Consider the following 19,535-nt stretch of genomic DNA (forward strand, 5'->3'; position numbering starts at 1 on the left):
ATATGGAAAATAGTTTAATCATGATTCCTTCGCTAGAACCTGACCACAAACTGCTGGCTCTGGTGGAGAAAATTCGTTTGCATAACCAGCACCTGCCGATTTTGGTCGTGGATGATGGCAGTGGGGCTGCTTATCAGTCTGTCTTTTCGGCGTTGGCACAGCAGTTTGGCTGTCAGGTTTTGACCCATCCAAAGAATCTTGGAAAAGGCGCAGCCATCAAAACCGCCCTCACCGAAGTGCTGACAAACCAGCCAGCTGTTGAATTTATGGTGACCATTGATTCGGATGGGCAGCATGAGTATACCGATATGATGGCTTGCTTAGCAAAGGCCCAAGCCCATCCCGACAGTATTATTTTAGGGACCCGATCCTTTGGCAAAGAAGTGCCCTTGCGGAGTAAGTTCGGCAACATTTTGACCCGAAATATCCTACGTTTAGCGACTGGTCTTGCCATCGAGGATTCGCAGACGGGCTTAAGGGTTTTCCCTCGGAAATTCATGACAGATTTGTTGGCGATCTCAGGTGAGCGCTTTGAATATGAAACGCGGATGCTGATCGAAGCCCAGAAACGGGGGTGGCCGATTCTCTCGCAACCGATCGCCACCATCTATATTGAAGAAAATGCCTCTTCCCATTTTCGGGTCTTGGCAGATTCCGTCGCTATCTATAGCGTCTTTTTGAAGTATTTGTTTTCATCTGTGGTCTCCTTTTTTGTCGATGTGATCGCCTATGCGTTATTGATCCATTTCTTGTCTGTCATCGATCTGTCCTCCATCGTGATTGCTTCGTTGGGTGCCCGCTTGATTTCGGCGATCGTCAATTACTACATCAATCGCGAGCTTGTTTTTGGTCAACGGACAAAGAACAGTATGCTGCAGTATTTTTTATTGGTAATCGTACAGATTTTGCTGTCCTCTTTCCTCGTCTACCTGATCTATTTGATCCTGCCGATCGGGGATTCTGTGTTGTTAAAAATAGGCGTCGATTGCCTGCTCTTTTTCTTTAGTTACCATGTGCAAAAAAATGTCATCTTTAAGGAGTGATTGAGGTGGAACAAAAACGTTTGCCTTGGGCGAAAAAAGTCGTTTACTTTCTGGCGTTTGTCTTTTCGCTGATCTATTTATCATGGCGGGGGCTGTATACATTGCCATGGCACGAGTCTTGGTTTGCCCTGCTGTTTGGTTTGCTACTTTGGGGTAGTGAGATCGTATCGAACTTTACGGGCTTGCTGTTGATTTGGAACAAAAACAAAGCAAAGCCTTTTGAAAAACCGATCGTGCCAGAAGCCGACTATCCAGCGATCGATGTGTTGATTGCGACCCATAATGAAGAAGTGCCGCTTTTATTAAAAACGGTCAATGCGGCAGTTCATATGAAATACCCCGATCCAAAAAAAGTTCACATCTACTTGTCAGATGACACCAACCGTCCAGAGGTCAAAGCACTGGCAGATAAATTTGGCATTGGCTATATTGGATTGACAGGCAATCAGCATGCCAAGTCAGGCAATCTCAATCATGCATTATCAAAAACCAATTCGCCGCTAGTAGCGACCTTTGATGCAGATATGATTCCTTACTCAGATTTTTTGCTGGAAACAGTGCCATATTTTGTGGCAAATCAGCAGGAACGCCGCAAAGACCAGTCCATCAAACCGTTGGGCTTTGTCCAAACACCGCAAAGTTTTTACAATGCGGATCTTTTTCAGTACAATCTTTTTTCAGAAGCGGCGATCCCTAACGAGCAGGACTTCTTTTCCAGAGAAGTCAATGTTTTGAACAACGCCCATGATACCGCTATTTATACAGGTTCCAATACGGTGATCGCACGAGAAGCGATCGAAGCCGCTGGCGGATTTCCGACGGACACGATCACAGAAGATTTTGAATTAGGCGCCTTGATCAATTGCCAAGGTTATCGCAGTTTATCAACATTGCAGCCAATGGCCAGCGGTCTGTCTCCAATTGATATCCCAAGTGCCTTAAAGCAGCGGATTCGCTGGGGAAGAGGAGTGGTCCAAAGTGTCCACAATCTCCATCTTTTTAAGAACAAGACGTTGTCTTTGGCGCAAAAAATGGTTTTCTTAAACAGTTATTTGTATTGGTGGTCGTTTTTACGTCGGTTGCTGTTTATTTTCGCGCCGATTTTGTACACCGTCTTTAATGTAAGGGTCGTAGAGACCAACTTTTGGGTCTTGCTGCTGTTTTGGCTGCCAAGCTATACGTTCTTGCATTTGGCGATGCAGGATTTGAGCAGTGATATTCGAACGCAGCGCTGGGGCGAGATCCAGGAAACGATTTTTGCACCTTACCTAGTGATTCCTGTCTTTTTACAAGCCATTGGCATCAAAGAGACCCGTTTCAAAGTGACCAATAAAGCAGCAACTCAGTCTAAAAAAGACTTGTTGTTTGTGGTGCCGCATTTGTTGCTGTTGATTTTGACGATTATCGGCTTAGTGAAGTTTAATTACGGCAAATTCGGCTCAGAGATTTTCTATGGCAGCGTGTTGACTTTCTGGTTGCTGACCCATTTCTTTAACTTAACCTTTGCGGTCTTATTTTATCTCGGTCGCCCGATTTACCGAACGACGGAACGGTTCAGAGCCCATTATCCTGTTGAAGTTTCCGACCAAGACGCCAGCTATTCTTTGATGACAGAAAATATCTCAGAAAACGGCTTGTCCTTTGTTTCTGACGTTCCTCTTTATTTTCCGCCAGATGCGCAGCTGACGTTTAAAATCACCCGTAATGACTACCAAGCAGAGATGACGGGAAACGTCGTCCGCGTTTTTTCAGGCAAGGATCGCTGGGTCTATGGGGTTGCTTTACACCAATTATCAGAAAAAGACTACTTAGCTTATTTGCAGATCATTTATGATGGCTTCAATCAAAGCCTGCCAGTTCTGCGTGACCCGTGGATGACCTTCTTTGACAGTCTTTTTGAAAATCTCGGTAAGCATCTGCTGCAAGCCAAAGAAAAGCCATTGCCGCCTCAGCGAGTGCCTGTCCTGTCGATTGATCAAGAATGGGTCTTTGAAGAAGGAGCCTATACGGTCACAACGTTTGGTTTTGACCAGCTCACTTTGGTAAAAACAGAAGAAGTCGAGATGCCTGCCCGTCTAACCTTGCCGATCAGTAATCTTGTGCTTCACGCTGAAAAAGCAACGCTTCAACCAACAGAAAATCAAGTGATTTATCAAGTAAGCAATCTTTCCGAGCTGCGTTTTACAGCAGCCTTTCAAGAATGGGTAGACAGTTTGCTGAGAAAGGAGGAAGATGATGATCGAGATCCTGCTGCGATTTAGTCTTTTTGGTTTATCATTAGCTGGCTATGCCTATCTTTTTGTACGAGTTTGCCATTTTCCCAAACACATCAGCTGGATCGCTGCTTGCTGTTTGCCGATCCTCGTTCTTTCCTTTGTCGCATATGGTCCAAAAGGATGGTTGATCCGGGGGGCATGGGTTTTATTTGGTCTTGGTTTACTATTATGCGTTTGGCGTTTTTGGCAGGAGCGCCATCAGGTACGTTGGGGCTTGCAAGAGCCCATCCTGCTGTGGTTTTACGGCTATTTTGCTTTGTTCGTTTTAACCTTGCTTCACAGTCATTTGACCCACTATGACAACTTCTCCCATTGGGCGACGATCGTTAAATTCCTTTATACGCAGGGACAATTGCCAACGGCAGCCGATGCCATCATCAGTTTTACTTCCTATCCTTTAGGCAGCTCGCTGTTTGTTACTTATACAGCGATCATTGTTGGCTATCATGAGAATGTCTTGCTGATTGGTCAATTGATTTTGATTTTCTGTAGTCTGTATAGTTTCTTTGCGATTATTCGTGATCCGAAAAGAAAGCTGGCTTTTGCCCTGATCTTCACCAGTATGGCGGTTTTCAATTATTTTAATATTGCGATTCGAATGAATAATTTGTTAGTGGACTTTATCCTGCCAGTGTTGACTTTAGCTGGCATCGCTGGCTTATTCGCTTTAAAAGGCAACGTACTACCGTCGATCGGTTTCTTTCTTTTGATTGGCGCCTCTCTTGATTTGGTCAAAAATAGCGCCGTCTTTTTTCTGCTGATTTTAGGCGGCTATTTACTAGTCTGCTTGTGGCAGGCATCAGTTCGTTGGCGGCAACGGCTGGGCATGATGATTGTAGGATTAGCTGCCATTGGGCTATCTGTCCTGCCAGCGATTCTTTGGAACCTGCATGTCAAAGCGAATTTTCCTAAATCGAAGCATGAAGTCAGCGTGACCGCTTATAAACAGATTTTTAGTGAAAAGGATTCTCAGATACTACAGCAGATAACGGATGTTTTTGTCAAAACCATCACGGATGTTGCGACGATCTCCACGCAAGGGATTCTCTTGATCCAGATCATCCTGTTGGGTAGTTGGCTATTTGTCCGATTTATCATGAAAAAACGCAATCCATTTTTCAAAGAACTGCTGTTGATCGATGGTATCATTGGGGGGTATTATTTAGGAATCTATGCCATGTTCTTGTTCTCGATGCCCACTGATGAAGCATTGTCTTTGGCAGGGTTCGATCGCTATGCCTCAAGTATCGTGATTTTAGCACTTGGATTAATGACCTTTTTCATGGTCCGAGGCATTGATCATTTGTATCATGAACAAGCGATCGATCGGCGAAACTACCGTAGTTTTGCCAGCTTGACCACGAAAAAAATCTATCAATACAGTACCTTGATTCTGCTATTTTTTGCGACATTGCTGATCCTTTCAGAGAATAATGGCATGCGTTATACCAATCGTGAATATGCTGCTTCGATTCCAGCACAAGTTTCAGCCGTTACTGGCGATCACTTTGACCTAAACGAGAAAAAATATTTGGTGGTCAGTACTAACAAAGAAGCAGTAGATAGCTACTTAGTTGGCTATGTCGGAAAATATTACTTGTTTTCACCTAATGTCGATGGCCGAGAGAATTTCCTCTTATCCGATGCTGAATTTCGCACGCTATTAAAGCAATACGATGAAGTCGTCGTCTTAGAAGAGCACTATACCTTTAATGCCATGACGAAGAAGCTAACAGGCAAGACCTTTGCCCCAGGCGTTTATTCGGTGGCGGAGGTGTTGGGGCGTTAAGGGAAGGAATTGCTCAAGCGTGTCTCGTTATTAGAGAATCAAAAGTTAAAATACCAATGAAACAGACGACAGTTCGTTTGTTCATTGGTATTTTTTTTCTGTTCCCACTGAGTAATATCCTCTATACTATGAAAATACCAAGGGACATGTAAATAATCTGGATTAAACGAAAAAGTACACATGAAAAAAAACGGCGCAATATATTCAGTGCCTATGATTTACTGTAATGAATGCAGTAAAAGTAAGTGTTTTCATTTTTTTAAGAAAAAGCTACCATTAGAAACGTAGACGAGGTGATAGTTTCATGATCAGTGAACGGGAAAAAGCAATTATTCGATATCTCTTAGAGAATGGACCAACAACGGTTGCTAAAATTGGGTTGCATATGTCGCTTTCGCAAAAGACAGTTTCGCAATCGCTAAAGAGAATTGATGAATTTTTGCAGGAAACAGCAATAAGGCTTGTTCGCAAACCTAGAGTAGGTGTATTTCTTGATGGTGATTCAGCTGAAATTCTAAAGTATCTTGATGGGCACGAGGAATCAAACTTACCGACGAGCAAAAAAGATCGTATTCAGTTTCTTTGCTTTGAAATACTGAAACAAAAAACGTATTTTACGCGTCAACAACTGCAAGATGCACTCTACATCAGTAAATCAACTTTAGAAAATGACATGGGGCAGGTAAGCGAGATCTTTCGTCATTTTAACGTTACGATTGAAGTTTTACCGGGGAAGGGTTCCTTTTTGAATTTGTCAGAACAAGAAAAACGTCGTTTAGCATTTGATTTGATCTACTATTTCTGGGGTGGAAATTGGAAAATAACACAAGAGCAGCAACGCTATTTGCATTCGATTCAAGGAATTCCTCAGTTTGTTAATGATTTTATTGACCTGACAAAGATTTCTTTAGTTGATACGCTCTTACAAGAGTATTTGAAAAAAGAACAAATTACGCTTAATGATGCTGCCTATCACTCACTATTGCTTCATCTAATCATCATGATTGATCGGGTCAAAGAGAAGAATTATCTGACTTTTGAAGAAAGAAGACATCCTTTGATGGAGAACAGAGCTTTTTATCGTTTTATTGCTTCAATAGAAGAAACGTTTTCTCTGTCGTTGCCAGTTTCGGAAGTTCATTATATTTCGCTTCATATCTATGGGGATTCGTTGATGAAGAAGAATGACTCCGATGATTTGCTTGATGAAACGATACGCAAATTGATTCATGAAACGATCTCCCTACGCAATGAAAGTCTTTTGTTAGGATTGGTATCACATATCAAAGAAGCTATTTATCGCATTCAAAAAGGATTAGTCATTCATAACCCTTTTCTAAATGATGTGAAGAAGAATTTCCCTTTGTCTTTTGAGGAAGCGCTTCGATTAGCTCATGCCTTAAATTGGCATTTTTCGATTTCGATCCCTGAAGATGAGGTTGCCTTTCTGGCCGTACACATCCAAGTGATGAAAGAACAACGAGAAGAAAAACAACCTAAGAAAGTGAGTGTCTTATTAGTTTGTAGCAGTGGGAAAGGCACTTCACAGCTATTAGCTGCTCGTATTCGGAGAAATTATGACCAAATCGATATTTCCAGGATTCTTTCAATTCAAGAGTTGATTCAGACCAATATTTATGAGGACTTGATTTTATCGACAGTGGATTTAAAAATCGATTCGATTCCAACAATCCATGTTTCACCTGTACTGAATAAAGATGAGCAGCGAAAAATAGAAGCCTTTTTAAGAAAAGTCGAAGAAAAACAAAATGGTTCTTTCAGTCAGTTTGCGAAATTGATTCATGAGGACTTGATTTTTTTAGATCATCATTTTGAAGATTATCAAGAGGTGATTACATTTATTGGGGAGCAATTGATTACTCGTGGGTATGTAAACGAGGAAATGATTGACTCTTCGCTAAAAAGGGAACAGCTTTCCTTTACTTCTTTTGGACGATTCGCAACACCTCATGGTACACCAGAATACGTGAAAAAATCAGCGATTGTATTTTTACGTCTTAATAATGAGATCCACTGGGGAGAAACAAAGGTGAAATATGTCTTTTTCATCTGTATCAAAGATGAAACTGTACAAGAACTTGAGGAAATCTATGACACGATGCTTAATGTGATGGAATCAGATGAACGAACCTTCCTCCTTAAAGGGACGAAAGAGGAATTAAAAAAGTATTTACAAGGGGGAACATAAAATGAATATAGAAACACTACTACCTTTTGAACATATTGTTCTTGGTCTAGAGGCAACCACTAAAGAAGAAGTGGTCCGTCAATTAGCAAAAATATTGGTAACTGAAGGAATTGTTCAATCCGAAAATGAGTATGTTCAATCAGTTATGGAAAGAGAAGATCACTCGACCACAGGAATAGGCAATAATATAGCAATCCCCCATGGAAAAAGTCGTGCAGTTTCTGAACCCGCAATCGTTTTTGCTCGGTTAAAGGCACCATTAGAATGGCAATCCTTAGATGATGAACCAGTAACGGTTGTGATTATGCTTGCTATTCCTGAAGAACATCAAGGAGACACCCATTTACGGATCTTATCAGAAATTGCCATGAAATTGATGGATGAAGACATCACAGAAGCGCTGAAAAACGAAACAGATAAAGAGATTATCGCGAAACTATTAAGCGAATAAAACGGAGAAAAGGAGAAAGAAGAATGAAGAGAAAAATTATTGCAGTAACGGCGTGTGCCACAGGAGTTGCCCATACCTTTATGGCGGCACAGGCGCTAAAAAAAGCAGCAGCGAAACGTGGGGATTTAATCAAGGTTGAGACACAAGGAGCAACAGGTATCGAAAATGAATTGAACGAGCGGGATTGTCAAATTGGGGAAGTCGTGATTTTTGCCGTCGATACGAAAGTGAGAAATGAAGAGCGTTTCAATGGCAAGGAGATCCTTAAAGTCCCGGTAGCAGCCCCTATAAAAAATGCAGAAAAAGTAATTGAAGATGCATTAAAGCTGATTGATCAATAAAGAGGAGGAAAATCAGATGAAAAAGTTGGCAAGTGAAATGAAAAATCATGTTTTAACAGGAATATCTTATATGATTCCTCTGGTGATTGCCGGAGCAGTTATCATGGCGATTTCTCGAGTAGGCGGATCAATATTTGGGATCGTCGATATTTGGGACGCCTCTCATGGAGAAAGTGCGAATACGATCATCCGATTACTCCATAGTTTAGATGGATTCGGTGGCATCGCTTTAGGATTGATGTTTCCCGTAATATCGGCATTTATTGCTTATTCGATTTCCGATAAGCTAGGGATTGCCCCTGGTCTTGTTGGAGGTATGTTAGTAAAAGACATTAACGCAGGCTTCTTAGGCGCAATTGTTTCAGGGCTGATCGCTGGGTACATTTGCTTGTGGATCAAAAACCATATAAAGCTGCCAAAATCGATGGCATCGGTAGTTCCAGTGTTCTTAGTTCCTGTTTTAGGTACTTTAGTCACTGTCCTACTTGTGAATTATGTGATCGGTACACCATTTGCAGCTATCAATGTGGGCTTAGAGTCATGGTTGAACGGATTGAGTGGCGGAAATGCGATCGTGATGGCGGCAGTTGTAGGGGCAATGGTTGGATTTGACCTTGGGGGACCAGTAAATAAGGCAGCTGTGACAACCGCGATGGCTTTATTGACAAGTAACGTTTATGCACCAAACACTGCAGCGCAAGTGGCAATCATTATTCCACCAATTGGTTTAGGCTTAGCGACTGTTTTTGCCAAGAGTAAATACAATAACGAATTAAAAGAAGCAGGAAAATCGTCGATCATTATGGGTCTAGTAGGCATTTCAGAAGGAGCGATCCCATTTGCGGTGGAAAATCCACTAAAAGTGATCCCAGTGAATATGATTGGTTCAGCGATTGGTTCTGCAATGGCTGTAGGTCTTGGAGCTGTCAATACAGCCCCAATCTCTGGTTTTTATGGCTGGTTCACTGTAGAAAAATGGCCACTGTATGTTTTATCGATTGCTACTGGCTCATTATTCATTGCGATTTGTACAAGCTTGCTACGTTCAAAAGATGCGGGGAAAGAAACAGATACCACGATGGAAGAATTTGACGAAGCTGCTTGGGAAGAGCAGTGGGAAGCATAGCTATGACAAATGTACACATAGTAAACCACACCCATTGGGATCGTGAATGGTATTTTACTTCAATGGACTGTGTCGTTTTGAGTGATCAATTATTTAGTGATGTACTAAAAGAACTAAAGAGGCAACCGACTGCTTCTTTCGTGCTAGATGGACAAATGTCTATTCTAGACGATTATTTAGAACTCTATCCTGAGCGCTTGACTGAGGTCAGAGAGTTGATCGCCAATGGTCAATTGTTCATCGGTCCTTGGTACACCCAAACAGATGCCTTTTTTGCTTCTGGTGAGTCCATCATTCGAAATGCCATGATTGGTATATTTGATAGCAAAAAATATGGCAGCTATATGCCGATCGGCTATTTGCCAGATACATTTGGTTTTAATGCTCAAATGCCAACCATATTGAACGAAGTTGGACTTGATAACATTATCTTTTGGCGAGGCATCGATTTAGGGGAACAGGTCAAATCCCCTTACTTTAAATGGACGAGTTTAAGTGGGCAAGATTCACTGTATGCGGTGAATTTTCCTCAAGGATATGGTGCACAGCAGCAATTGGAGCCAACGAGCAGTTATGTAGATGGCAGACTCGATAAAGGTGTCGATTTTATTAAGAGCTACGCGAATGAACCTGAAATCTTGATTCCAACTGGAAATGATCAGTTAGGCATTGTTTCTGCCATAGAAGAAAAACTAACGAAAATCAATCAGCTTGGAAAATACAAGTATCAATTGAGCACCTATCCAGCATTTATGGAGATCGTCCGTCAAAAAGAACTGGAAGTTTATCAAGGAGAGTTTCGTGCACCGGTTTTTGCTCGGGTCCACAAAACAATTGGTTCTGTACGAATGGATCTGAAACGTGAGATATTTCGATTAGAAAACAAATTAGTCTTAGAAATTGAACCAATGCTAGTTATTGCGAAAGATTTAGGGGTTGAATTAAGTAATCGATTGCTAATGAAAGCTTGGAAAAAGTTATTTGAATGTCAAGCCCATGATAGTTTGGCAGGCTGTGTATCAGATAGTGTTGCTCAAGATATCAGTCATCGATTAAAAGAAATCAGTGAGATTTGTGCTAGTATTGAAAATTTGATTTTAAAAAGAATCAGTGAAGGACTCGCTTTACAAGCCAATCAATTTCTGATTCTTCATCCAACACCATTGCCATTTCAAGGGGAGAAATTCGTTAAGATCGTATCCAGAACCAACAATATCAAGGTTATTGGAGCTGATTCATCTGTTCTTGAAGCAGTGTATATCCCAAGCAGGAAAAATATTATGGAAGAAACGCCTGCTGGCAACCGTTTTATTGAAGAAGAGGGGTATTATCTGTTAACTGTTCAAGTGACTTGTGCCTTTTCAGGCCTTGGTTATCGAGTCTTTACATTTGAAGAGCAAGAGACAACTCCCGAATTTTCTTTAGATCAAAACACATGGATTAGAAATGGGAAATATACGCTTTCCTTTGAAGACGGCCACCTGATTTATTCAGATGGAAAACAACAGATCGTGGATTTCTTGTCGATCATCGATGATAGTAATGCCGGTGATACGTATGACTATTCGCCTATTTTGAATGATCAACCGATCACGCTTTCTTTTGCCAGCTGCAAAGGAAAGCAAGAAACGTTGGTTTTGGAAGGAAGTTTACATCTACCGTATACGATCGAAGAACGGATGAAAGGGATCGCCACCAAAACATTCGCCTATACATTGATCCTCCAACTGACAAAAAACGGTGAGGTAAACGCAAAGCTACGTTTTAAAAATACGCTTTTAAATCATCGGATTCGAGTGAAAGCTCGACTAAACAAGCCGATAGAAAGAGCGGTTGCAGCCATTCAATTTGGTTATCTTGAAAAAAGAAATCAAACACTGGAAAATTGGCAAGAAAAATATGCAGAAAAACCCGTCAATATTGAACCATTTGAAAAACAAGTGGTTGTTTATGATCAAGAAAACGCCCTCGTTTTTTATAGCGAGCAGAGCAAAGAGTATGAATATCTCGACGACTCCTTATATGTAACGGTACTAGCTACAACCGACTCCCTTGGAAAACCGGATTTGTTGTATCGACCAGGTCGCGCTTCTGGCGATACAACCAAAAAGGGACATATTATGATGGAAACGCCTCTTGCTCAAATGGAAAACTATGAGATGGTCTTCGATTTTTCCCTGCGAGTTGCATCAACAGCTCTTTCTGAAGAGTGGTTGGTTACTTGGAAAACTGTTAAAGAACAGCCATCGATTTCTTATCAATTGCAAGATTTGAATTACTTTATTTATCGCATAGATAATAAAATTCAAAAGCGCATTGATCCATTATCTCTGACCGACATGTCTCTTTCTTTGTTGTCCTGCAGCTTAGAACCCGGTGTGGGAGTCAGTGCGCTTCATAATGCGTATTACTCTGAGGGAATCGTTATCCGTTTCGTCAATTCAACAAACAAAGAACGATCTCTTGAGCCAAAAAAATTATTTAATGGGTACGCATATCAACGAATCAATGCATTAGAAGAACCGCTTGAAGCGGATCATATCATCCATGCTTATGGGGTAGCAACCTATTTATTAACTAAAAAATAGGAATAAAGAACACAAAATTTGTCGAGAAGGAATTGCTTCTGTAACGTTTTCCTCTACAAGATTTTGTGTTCTCGCTTTTTACAATGTTTAGAAGGAGTTTTTATGTCCGTACAACTTTTATTGCTTGCCTCACTGCCTGCACTAGGATGGGGCTTAATGCCAATCGTCGCTAAATTGATGGGAGGGAAATCAGAGGAACAACTGCTAGGAACAACAATCGCAGCCTTGATTTTCGGTAGTGTATTTGGTTTTTTGAATCAAGTGAGTTATGCCATGGTGCCATTTTTCATCAGTTTATTATCTGGGGTTTTTTGGGCTTGCGGACAATACTTCCAATTTCTCGCTTTGGAAAAAGCGGAGGTTTCTAAAGTAATGCCCGTCTCCGTCGGTACCCAATTATTATTTGTTACATTAGCATCTGGCTTCTTTCTCAAAGAATGGAAAGATTTAACGACGGTAATTTTCTCAATCATGGCACTAGGAGTCATCCTAACAGGTGTTTTCCTTGTAACTAAGACAAGTCATCAGAAAACAAGCTTATCACAGCAAGTACTTCTTTATCTATGTTGTTCTTCAGCTTTTTTGATGCTATATGTGACAGTCACTGGTCTGTTTCAGATAAGTGGAGCACAGATTTTCTTGCCTCAGGCAGTAGGGATGTTTCTCGGGGGAAGCGTGATTTCCTTGAAAAGTAAGAAACAACTGCGTTTCCGCAAAATAATCCGCAATTTAGGTACTGGTAGCACTTGGGTTCTCGCGAATGCTTCGTTATTCGCTGTGTCGTCTTCTTTGGGTGTAGGCGTAACCTATTCATTTTCTCAAATGAGCTTACTTGTTGCCACCTTTGGAAGTATTATTTTCTTAAAGGAACGAAAAGTTGGCAGAGAAAAGCAATTTGTTGCTCTTGGTAGCTTGCTCTATATTGTTGGTGTATTAGGGATGAGTTGGTTGAAATAAATTTATCAGTTGAGCAATTTTAGTTAGCGACCAATAAAATAGCAGATAATAGTTTAACAAATAAATAATTTATTTAAAAATCAAAGAGTGGGTAGCCACTCTTTTTTTGTTTTGTTTAGAACATGAATATTTAATTTATGCCACATTTTTTTATTTAAACAAGTGGCGACATAGGATCACTTTTTCTTCTTCGGCGTATGCCCATAATAAATTTTGTATTTTTTATAGAAAAAAGTGATATTGGTGAATCCTGCTTCAGCCGCGCATTGGGTGATTGGTTTGGTGGAGGAAGCAATTAAGTTGTGGGCGAGATTCAATTTCTTTTCGATAATCAATTCGGTCAAATTTTTACTAGTTTCTCGTTTGATCAATGCACTTAGATAGGAAGGAGAATAGTTAAAAAGGGTGGCGAGTTTTGGTAAGGTAACGGTTTGAAAATTTTCTTCGATATAGGTCAAGATCGCTAGGATATGCTGTTTTTTTGCCGCTTCTTGCTTGTTGGTCTGATAGTCGAACTCGCGCACGAGAAAAGTGAAAAGAATGGCGATCAGATTGCTGATGATTCGTTTACTGCCAATGGCTTTTTCATAAGTTTCTTTCAGCATTTCTTGAATCACAGCATGGATCCGATCATCTTTATTGTTCTTAAAGACAATATATTGGTCATGCGCGTGTTTGTCTGACAATGCAGTCAGAACGAAATCAAGCACGACCCCTTCATTAAACTGTTCCCGACTGATCAATTGAGCGAAATAATCCCGCTTGATCAAAAGATTGATCAAGACATCTTCTTCACCAGTCATTTCAATCGAATGTGGAATTCCAGTATCAATCAGACAAATTTGTCCTTTTGTCAGCGTAACTTTCTGATCATCGATCAATTGGATGCATGTTCCTGAGTAGATATAATTTAATTCGATAAAACTGTGGTTATGATAAGGAACTGGACTGAAGCGGCTTTGCTTTACCAGAGTAAAGTTTTCTTGTTCTTCTATCAGATTATCGAATAAGTAAACTTGTCGGCCATTGATCGTCACTTTTTCCAGCTGTTGATAATAGTCAGAAAGGTGGTTTGGATGGTCTCTGTGATAGCATTCTCGTTCAGATAGCTGAAAAAGTTTTGCTTCCATTTCTTCGGTTGTCATTACGATCTCCTCCTTTCATAAATCTAAAAATATGATAATTATCTACAAAGCGTATGACATTGTTTCAAGCTACAGAATTGCTTATGATACATTTGAAAGCGTATTTATTATGATTTTAAATGAAGTTGAATGAGAAAGAAAGAGGAATTTGTATGAAAAAGATAACAAATTTATTGAACGAAAAATATGATAATCATATTTTTCCGTTTTTATGGATGCATGGAGAAGATAAGGAGACGATTCAAACTTACATCAATAAAATTTATGAAGCAGGCATCCGATCTGTCTGTATCGAATCACGCCCCCATGAAGAATTTTTGAAAGCGCAATGGTGGGATGAGTTGGCGATCATCATTGAAGAGTGTGAAAAAAGACAGATGACACTTTGGATTTTGGATGACAAACACTTTCCAACAGGCTATGCCGCAGGGGAAATTGAAAAGAATCATCGTCACTTGCAGAAAGAATTTTTGAATTTCCGACAATTTGATTTTGTAGGTCCCAAAAAGAATGCTGGAATTATGCTGGATTGGTGTTTTAATGCAGAAAGACCGAATATTTTGAATTCAGAAGGTGAACCGGTTAAGGAGAGTGGCAAGTCATTTTTTTCAGCTGAAATCATCAGCGCCGTTGCGGTCAAGAAAACTGGATTTAAGCAGATTAGTGAGGAGGAGTGGATCGACCTTACAGACTCAATGATTGATGAGACATTGTATTGGTCTATTCCTGAAGGAGAGTGGAGTATCTTTGTCTTTTACACGACACAAGAAGGAGGGGAAGCTTCGACACAAGGGTACTTGAATCCTTTGGTACCAGAAGCAACGGATGTTTTGCTGGAAACGGTTTATCAAAGTCATTATCAACACTTTGGAGAGAAATTTGGCACAACGATCCAAGGATTTTTCTCAGATGAACCGCGGTTTGGGAATATCAAGGGTCCTGATGCAGTCCTTGGAAAAGTTGATATGCCATTGCCCTGGCGGTATGATTTGTTGACTTTGTTAGCAAACCAGCTAGCCATATCTGAAACTGAGCTGCGAGGGCTGTTGCCGGCTCTCTATCGTGGTGAATCAAAACAGGCGGCTAAGATTCGTTACAATTATATGTCGTTGGTTTCTGAGCTATATAGTCAACATTTTTCTCAGCGGATCGGACGCTGGTGTCGTGAACATAAAGTCGACTATATCGGACATGTAATTGAGGATAACAATGCCCATGCACGTTTAGGCTATGGGGCAGGTCACTTCTTTCAATCGATGAAAGGTCAATCGATGGCAGGAATCGATGTCGTTTTGCATCAATTGATGCCGCAACAAAATGACGGATACTTTGAAGCCATGACATCTACTGGCTGGGATGGCGAATTTTTCCATTACGCATTAGGAAAAATGGGGGCGTCTTTAGGAAACTTAGACCCTGTGAAACAAGGTCGAACGATGTGCGAAGTATTCGGCGCATATGGTTGGTCAGAAGGAACCAAACTGATGAAATGGCTAACCGATCACATGCTGGTGCGAGGGGTCAATCATTTTGTCCCTCATGCCTTTTCAATGAATGACTTTCCTGATGCCGATTGTCCGCCGCATTTTTATGCGCAAGGCCATAATCCACAATTTGAGGGCTTCAAACAGCTGATGGCGTATATGAATCGTTTGAGTTATCTATTTAGTGACGGGAAACATCAAGCGGACATTGCTGTGCTGTACCATGCTGAAGCGGAGTGGGCAGGCGCTTATATGCCGATTCAAAAAGTTGCTCGTGAACTGATGGAACATCAATACGAATTTGAAATCGTTTCGGTTGAGATGATGCTTGATGCACAATATACGAATCAAACATTTGTCATCAATGAGCATGCCTTTCAAACACTAGTCATTCCATATGCTGAGCGAATGTCTGACCCATTGATCAAAAAGCTGACAGCTCTCGCAGAATCTGGTATTCAAATTATTTTTATTGAGGAGATGGTGAAAGAATCCCTTGAAGAGACTCTGCTTAGCCATGAGCTGCGGCTTCTCGATCGTCTGACAGAAGTAACGCCGCTCACAGCACTTACTGATAATGCTGGCTTGAAGGTACGGGATCGTTTAGAAACGTCAAAAGCTCTGCCGTATTTGCGGTACTATCATTATCAGCAGCAGACAGATGAGGTATTCATGCTTTTCAATGAAAATGACAGTGAATCGCTGCAGTTTCAGGCTGTTTTTCCTTCTGAGAAGCCTTTAGTTCAATATGATCCAATAGAAAATAAACTGAAACCTGTGTCATATAAAAATGGCAGCTATGAGATTCATTTAGCACCAGCAGAGAGTCTGATTCTTTTTGAAGCTACCTCGGAACAACCATTGCGTATTAAAACAAGCAAACCAATGAAAGAAGTTCATCTAAACGATCAGCCATGGCAAGTCACTTTCGAAGGAATCGGGAAAGAGCAAGCAGCAGTTACCTGTCAAAAGCAATATTCGTCACTGCCTTTACTGGGGGTCGGTGATGATTTCAGTCGGTTTAGCGGGAAAATCACTTATACCGTGGACTTCCCTAAAGCAGTAGGAGAGGTTTTATTAAGTATTGAAGATGCTTCAGAAGTTGTGACTGTTTTAGTGAACGGTCATTGTGTAGGCACAAGAATCAGTACACCGTATACATTTGAGTTGACGGACCTGCTTCAAGAAACGAACAATTCGATCCAGATTGAAGTGATCAATAATTTAGGTCGCAGTATGAGGGATTATCTTTCGCAGTTTGTCCTGTTCGAACCTTTGGGAATCACTGGCGAAATCAAACTTTTTATTGAGGAGGAGCAAAAATGAACAACCAGCAGTTGGCAGCAGATATTTTGAAGGAAATTGGTGGAAAAGCCAATATCGAATCGGTGACCCATTGCGTCACACGTCTGCGTTTTGTATTGCATGATACCGGTATTCCAAATAAGGAGACGATTGCTAGTCTTGACGGAGTGATTTCAGTCGTTGAACAGGGCGGACAGTACCAGATCGTCTTAGGAAATCGCGTGAACGATGTCTATGATACGGTCTTGCAACAAGTTGGCGAACTAAAAGAGGACAATACTCGTGAAAAAACAAAAAAGTCTCTTTTTGATCAATTTACCACCACAATTTCAGGGATTTTCACGCCAGCTTTAGGCGCGATGGCTGCGTCAGGAACGATCAAAGGAATCTTGACGATTTTATCAGTAGCAGGTATTTTGTCAGAAACATCTGGAACCTATATCGTTTTGTACGCATTGTCTAATGCTTTCTTTTATTTCATGCCAATCTTATTAGGTGCTTCAGCGGCAAATTATTTTAAATTAAACAGCTATGTCGGAATGTTGATCGGGGCATCGTTGATCTATCCTACTTTGCTCCCGTATGCGACAGAAGGTAGTTTGACTTTTTTGTCGATTCCCGTGAATATGATGGACTATACTTCTTCCGTTTTTCCGGCAATCATTGCTGTCTGGGTAGCAGCCAAAATCAATGGTTTCGTTCAGAAATGGCCGTTGAAGGATTTGCGATTCATGGTACAGCCTCTTATCGTGTTGCTAGTTTCTGTCCCCCTTGCCCTGCTGGTCGTTGGTCCAATTATATCCAACTTATCCAGTCTACTGGCAACGCTTGTAAATAATGTTTATCAATTCAGTCCGGTTTTGGGTGGGCTGGTGATTGGGGGACCATGGATCTTGATGGTCATGTTCGGATTGCATTGGGCATTCATTCCGATTTTTCTTAACAACATGGCGATGCAAGGATTCGATCCTGTGATGGGTCTGCTCCTAGCGAACCAAATGGCAATGGCTGGAGCTGTCGTGGCGGTTGGTCTACGAACGAAAAATGATAAAACGAAAGCACTCGCATACTCAACAGGTCTGACAACCTTGATTGGTGTCAGCGAACCAGCATTGTACGGGGTATTACTTCCTTATAAGCGTCCGCTGATCGCTGCTGTTATCGGTGGAAGTTTAGGTGGTGTTATTGCAGGATTTATGCAGACAGTGCAGTATTCTTTTGGTGGTTCGGGATTATTGGGTATTCCTTTGATCATCAATCCAGCAGGAATCGATGGTGGATTTTATGGTGGGATCGCTTCGCAGGTAGTAGGGCTTGTTACGGCATTTCTAATCACCTATTTTTGGGGGATTATAGAACCTGAAAAAAGTAAAACAGTCAAATCAAAAGAATCAGTGAATACAAAAATCAATTTTCAAGAAGTCGTTCAAGGAGAAGTCGTTCCCTTAACTGAGGTTCCTGACAAAGTTTTTTCAGAAGGCTTGATGGGGCAAGGTAAAGCTGTCAAACCGGAATCAAATACCTTTTATGCCCCTTTTGATGGCGTGGTCACTGCTTTATTTCCGACAAAGCATGCGATCGGCTTGACCAGTGATCAAGGCGTTGAGCTTTTGATCCATATCGGTGTTGACACCGTAGAGCTAGAAGGCAGGCACTTTACGACCCTTGTTGAAGCAAATCAAGCAATCAAAAAGGGCCAGCCCCTGATAAAAGCCGATCTCGCAGCTATCCAAGCAGAGGGATATGCGACCATTACGCCAGTTGTGGTAACGAATGCGTCAGCATTCGAGAAGATCATGAATGAAAAAGAGTCTCTTATTGTTGCCAACTAAAACGTTAGATTCAATGCAAAAAAACATGAAATCAGTGAATGATTTCATGTTTTTTTTTACCGTCCATTCTCCGTCTGTCGATAATCACTAGGTGAAATGCCGACTTTTTTCTTGAATAAACGGCTGAAATAGGCGGTGTTTTCGATGCCGATCGCCAATGAGATCTCTTTGATGGAAAGCCGAGAATAGCGCAAAAGGTCTTTCGAATAAGAGATGCGTTTGCTGATCTGGTACTCGATGGGGGGCAAGCCCATATATTTGGAAAACTCCTTGACGATTTGATACTTATTGATATGATACCTTTCCTCCAAAGATTCCAAGGTGATCCCTTGACGGAAATCTTCTTCTAGCTGGTCACGAATCTGCAAAATATAAGGAGGGATCTCACTATCTGAAAAGTCGAGATGATATTTTTGCAGGAGCAGTTCATTGAGCAGCTGATGGATCAAAACAGAGCTTTGGAAGGCAGTTTTTGCATTTGGTTCGGGCTGTAGCATCAATAAATCTTGTAAGACCAAATGGATCGGATTTTGACGGCTGCTGGCAGGATTGGTGTGAAAAACTGGACTGCCATTTTTGAGGAATTCCTCATAAAACGCTGCGACGTTGGCGCCATATAGATGGATCCAGTCCATTTCCCAGGGCTCTCGACTAACGGTGCGGTAGTACTGATAGTCTAGACAGTCGATAAAAAACACATCACCCGCTTTCAGTTGATAGCTTTTTCCTTTGTAGCGCAATTCACCGCAGCCGGACAATGTATACTTGATCAAATAAGAAGGCAGGTTCTCTCGTTCTGTAAAGTAAGGTTTGCTGGCTTTGAAATAGCCGATTTCTTGAATGTAATAGAAAAGTTCACGCTGCTTTTGAGTTGAAGTATTGATGTAACGCAGTGAATCGGTTGACCATGAGTGGTTGGCTTTTTCCCAGTAATCCATCGGATCCTCCTTTTTACCAAGATTGTGCAAGTCTTTATCAAAATTGTGTGA

At 41.2% G+C, this 19,535-nt stretch carries 13 protein-coding genes; 11 read left to right on the forward strand and 2 right to left on the reverse strand.

Annotated features, from left to right (window positions below; translation table 11 throughout):
- Positions 1–2 precede the first annotated feature (2 nt).
- From A5878_RS04530 to A5878_RS04570, 9 genes are all read left to right on the forward strand, one after another.
- Positions 3–1,043 (forward strand): bifunctional glycosyltransferase family 2/GtrA family protein, encoded by a 1,041-nt coding sequence (locus tag A5878_RS04530; protein ID WP_074536517.1) that lies wholly within the window; start codon positions 3–5, stop codon positions 1,041–1,043.
- Complete coding sequence (locus A5878_RS04535) at positions 1,040–3,304, forward strand: glycosyltransferase family 2 protein (RefSeq protein WP_086294753.1); 2,265 nt, start codon at positions 1,040–1,042, stop codon at positions 3,302–3,304. The genes A5878_RS04530 and A5878_RS04535 overlap by 4 nt, the downstream gene beginning before the upstream one ends.
- Positions 3,279–5,108, forward strand: coding sequence for a lantibiotic ABC transporter permease (locus A5878_RS04540; RefSeq protein WP_086294754.1), 1,830 nt, complete (start codon positions 3,279–3,281; stop codon positions 5,106–5,108). The genes A5878_RS04535 and A5878_RS04540 overlap by 26 nt, the downstream gene beginning before the upstream one ends.
- 304 nt (positions 5,109–5,412) lie before the next feature.
- Positions 5,413–7,317, forward strand: coding sequence for a BglG family transcription antiterminator (locus A5878_RS04545; RefSeq protein ID WP_086294755.1), 1,905 nt, complete (start codon positions 5,413–5,415; stop codon positions 7,315–7,317).
- Position 7,318: 1 nt separating this feature from the next.
- A complete protein-coding gene (locus tag A5878_RS04550; protein ID WP_086294756.1) occupies positions 7,319–7,768 on the forward strand; it encodes a PTS sugar transporter subunit IIA in 450 nt (149 codons plus the stop codon).
- Positions 7,769–7,791: 23 nt separating this feature from the next.
- Entirely contained in the window at positions 7,792–8,109 is a 318-nt protein-coding gene (locus A5878_RS04555) for a PTS fructose transporter subunit IIB (RefSeq protein WP_008380922.1), read from the forward strand.
- On the forward strand, positions 8,099–9,235 hold the full coding sequence (locus tag A5878_RS04560) for a PTS fructose transporter subunit IIC (protein WP_071859233.1): 1,137 nt from the start codon (positions 8,099–8,101) through the stop codon (positions 9,233–9,235). The genes A5878_RS04555 and A5878_RS04560 overlap by 11 nt, the downstream gene beginning before the upstream one ends.
- A gap of 2 nt (positions 9,236–9,237) precedes the next feature.
- Positions 9,238–11,823, forward strand: a complete 2,586-nt coding sequence (locus A5878_RS04565) for a glycoside hydrolase family 38 C-terminal domain-containing protein (protein ID WP_086294757.1) — start codon at positions 9,238–9,240, stop codon at positions 11,821–11,823.
- Positions 11,824–11,925: 102 nt separating this feature from the next.
- Positions 11,926–12,780, forward strand: coding sequence for a GRP family sugar transporter (locus A5878_RS04570; RefSeq protein ID WP_086294758.1), 855 nt, complete (start codon positions 11,926–11,928; stop codon positions 12,778–12,780).
- 176 nt (positions 12,781–12,956) lie between these two features.
- Here the strand turns inward: A5878_RS04570 and A5878_RS04575 are convergent, their stop codons facing one another.
- The gene (locus A5878_RS04575) at positions 12,957–13,925 is read right to left on the reverse strand and encodes an AraC family transcriptional regulator (RefSeq protein ID WP_086294759.1); all 969 of its coding nucleotides are present in this window, start codon (positions 13,923–13,925) and stop codon (positions 12,957–12,959) included.
- Positions 13,926–14,077: 152 nt separating this feature from the next.
- Between A5878_RS04575 and A5878_RS04580 the strand changes: the two genes are divergently transcribed.
- Positions 14,078–16,735, forward strand: coding sequence for a glycosyl hydrolase (locus tag A5878_RS04580; RefSeq protein WP_240937517.1), 2,658 nt, complete (start codon positions 14,078–14,080; stop codon positions 16,733–16,735).
- Entirely contained in the window at positions 16,732–18,546 is a 1,815-nt protein-coding gene (locus A5878_RS04585) for a beta-glucoside-specific PTS transporter subunit IIABC (protein ID WP_086294761.1), read from the forward strand. The genes A5878_RS04580 and A5878_RS04585 overlap by 4 nt, the downstream gene beginning before the upstream one ends.
- A 56-nt stretch (positions 18,547–18,602) precedes the next feature.
- Here the strand turns inward: A5878_RS04585 and A5878_RS04590 are convergent, their stop codons facing one another.
- The gene (locus tag A5878_RS04590) at positions 18,603–19,484 is read right to left on the reverse strand and encodes an AraC family transcriptional regulator (protein WP_086294762.1); all 882 of its coding nucleotides are present in this window, start codon (positions 19,482–19,484) and stop codon (positions 18,603–18,605) included.
- Positions 19,485–19,535 lie beyond the last annotated feature (51 nt).

The sequence above is a fragment of the Enterococcus sp. 3G6_DIV0642 genome, from assembly GCF_002140635.1.
GTDB classification, from domain to species: Bacteria; Bacillota; Bacilli; order Lactobacillales; family Enterococcaceae; genus Enterococcus_D; species Enterococcus_D casseliflavus.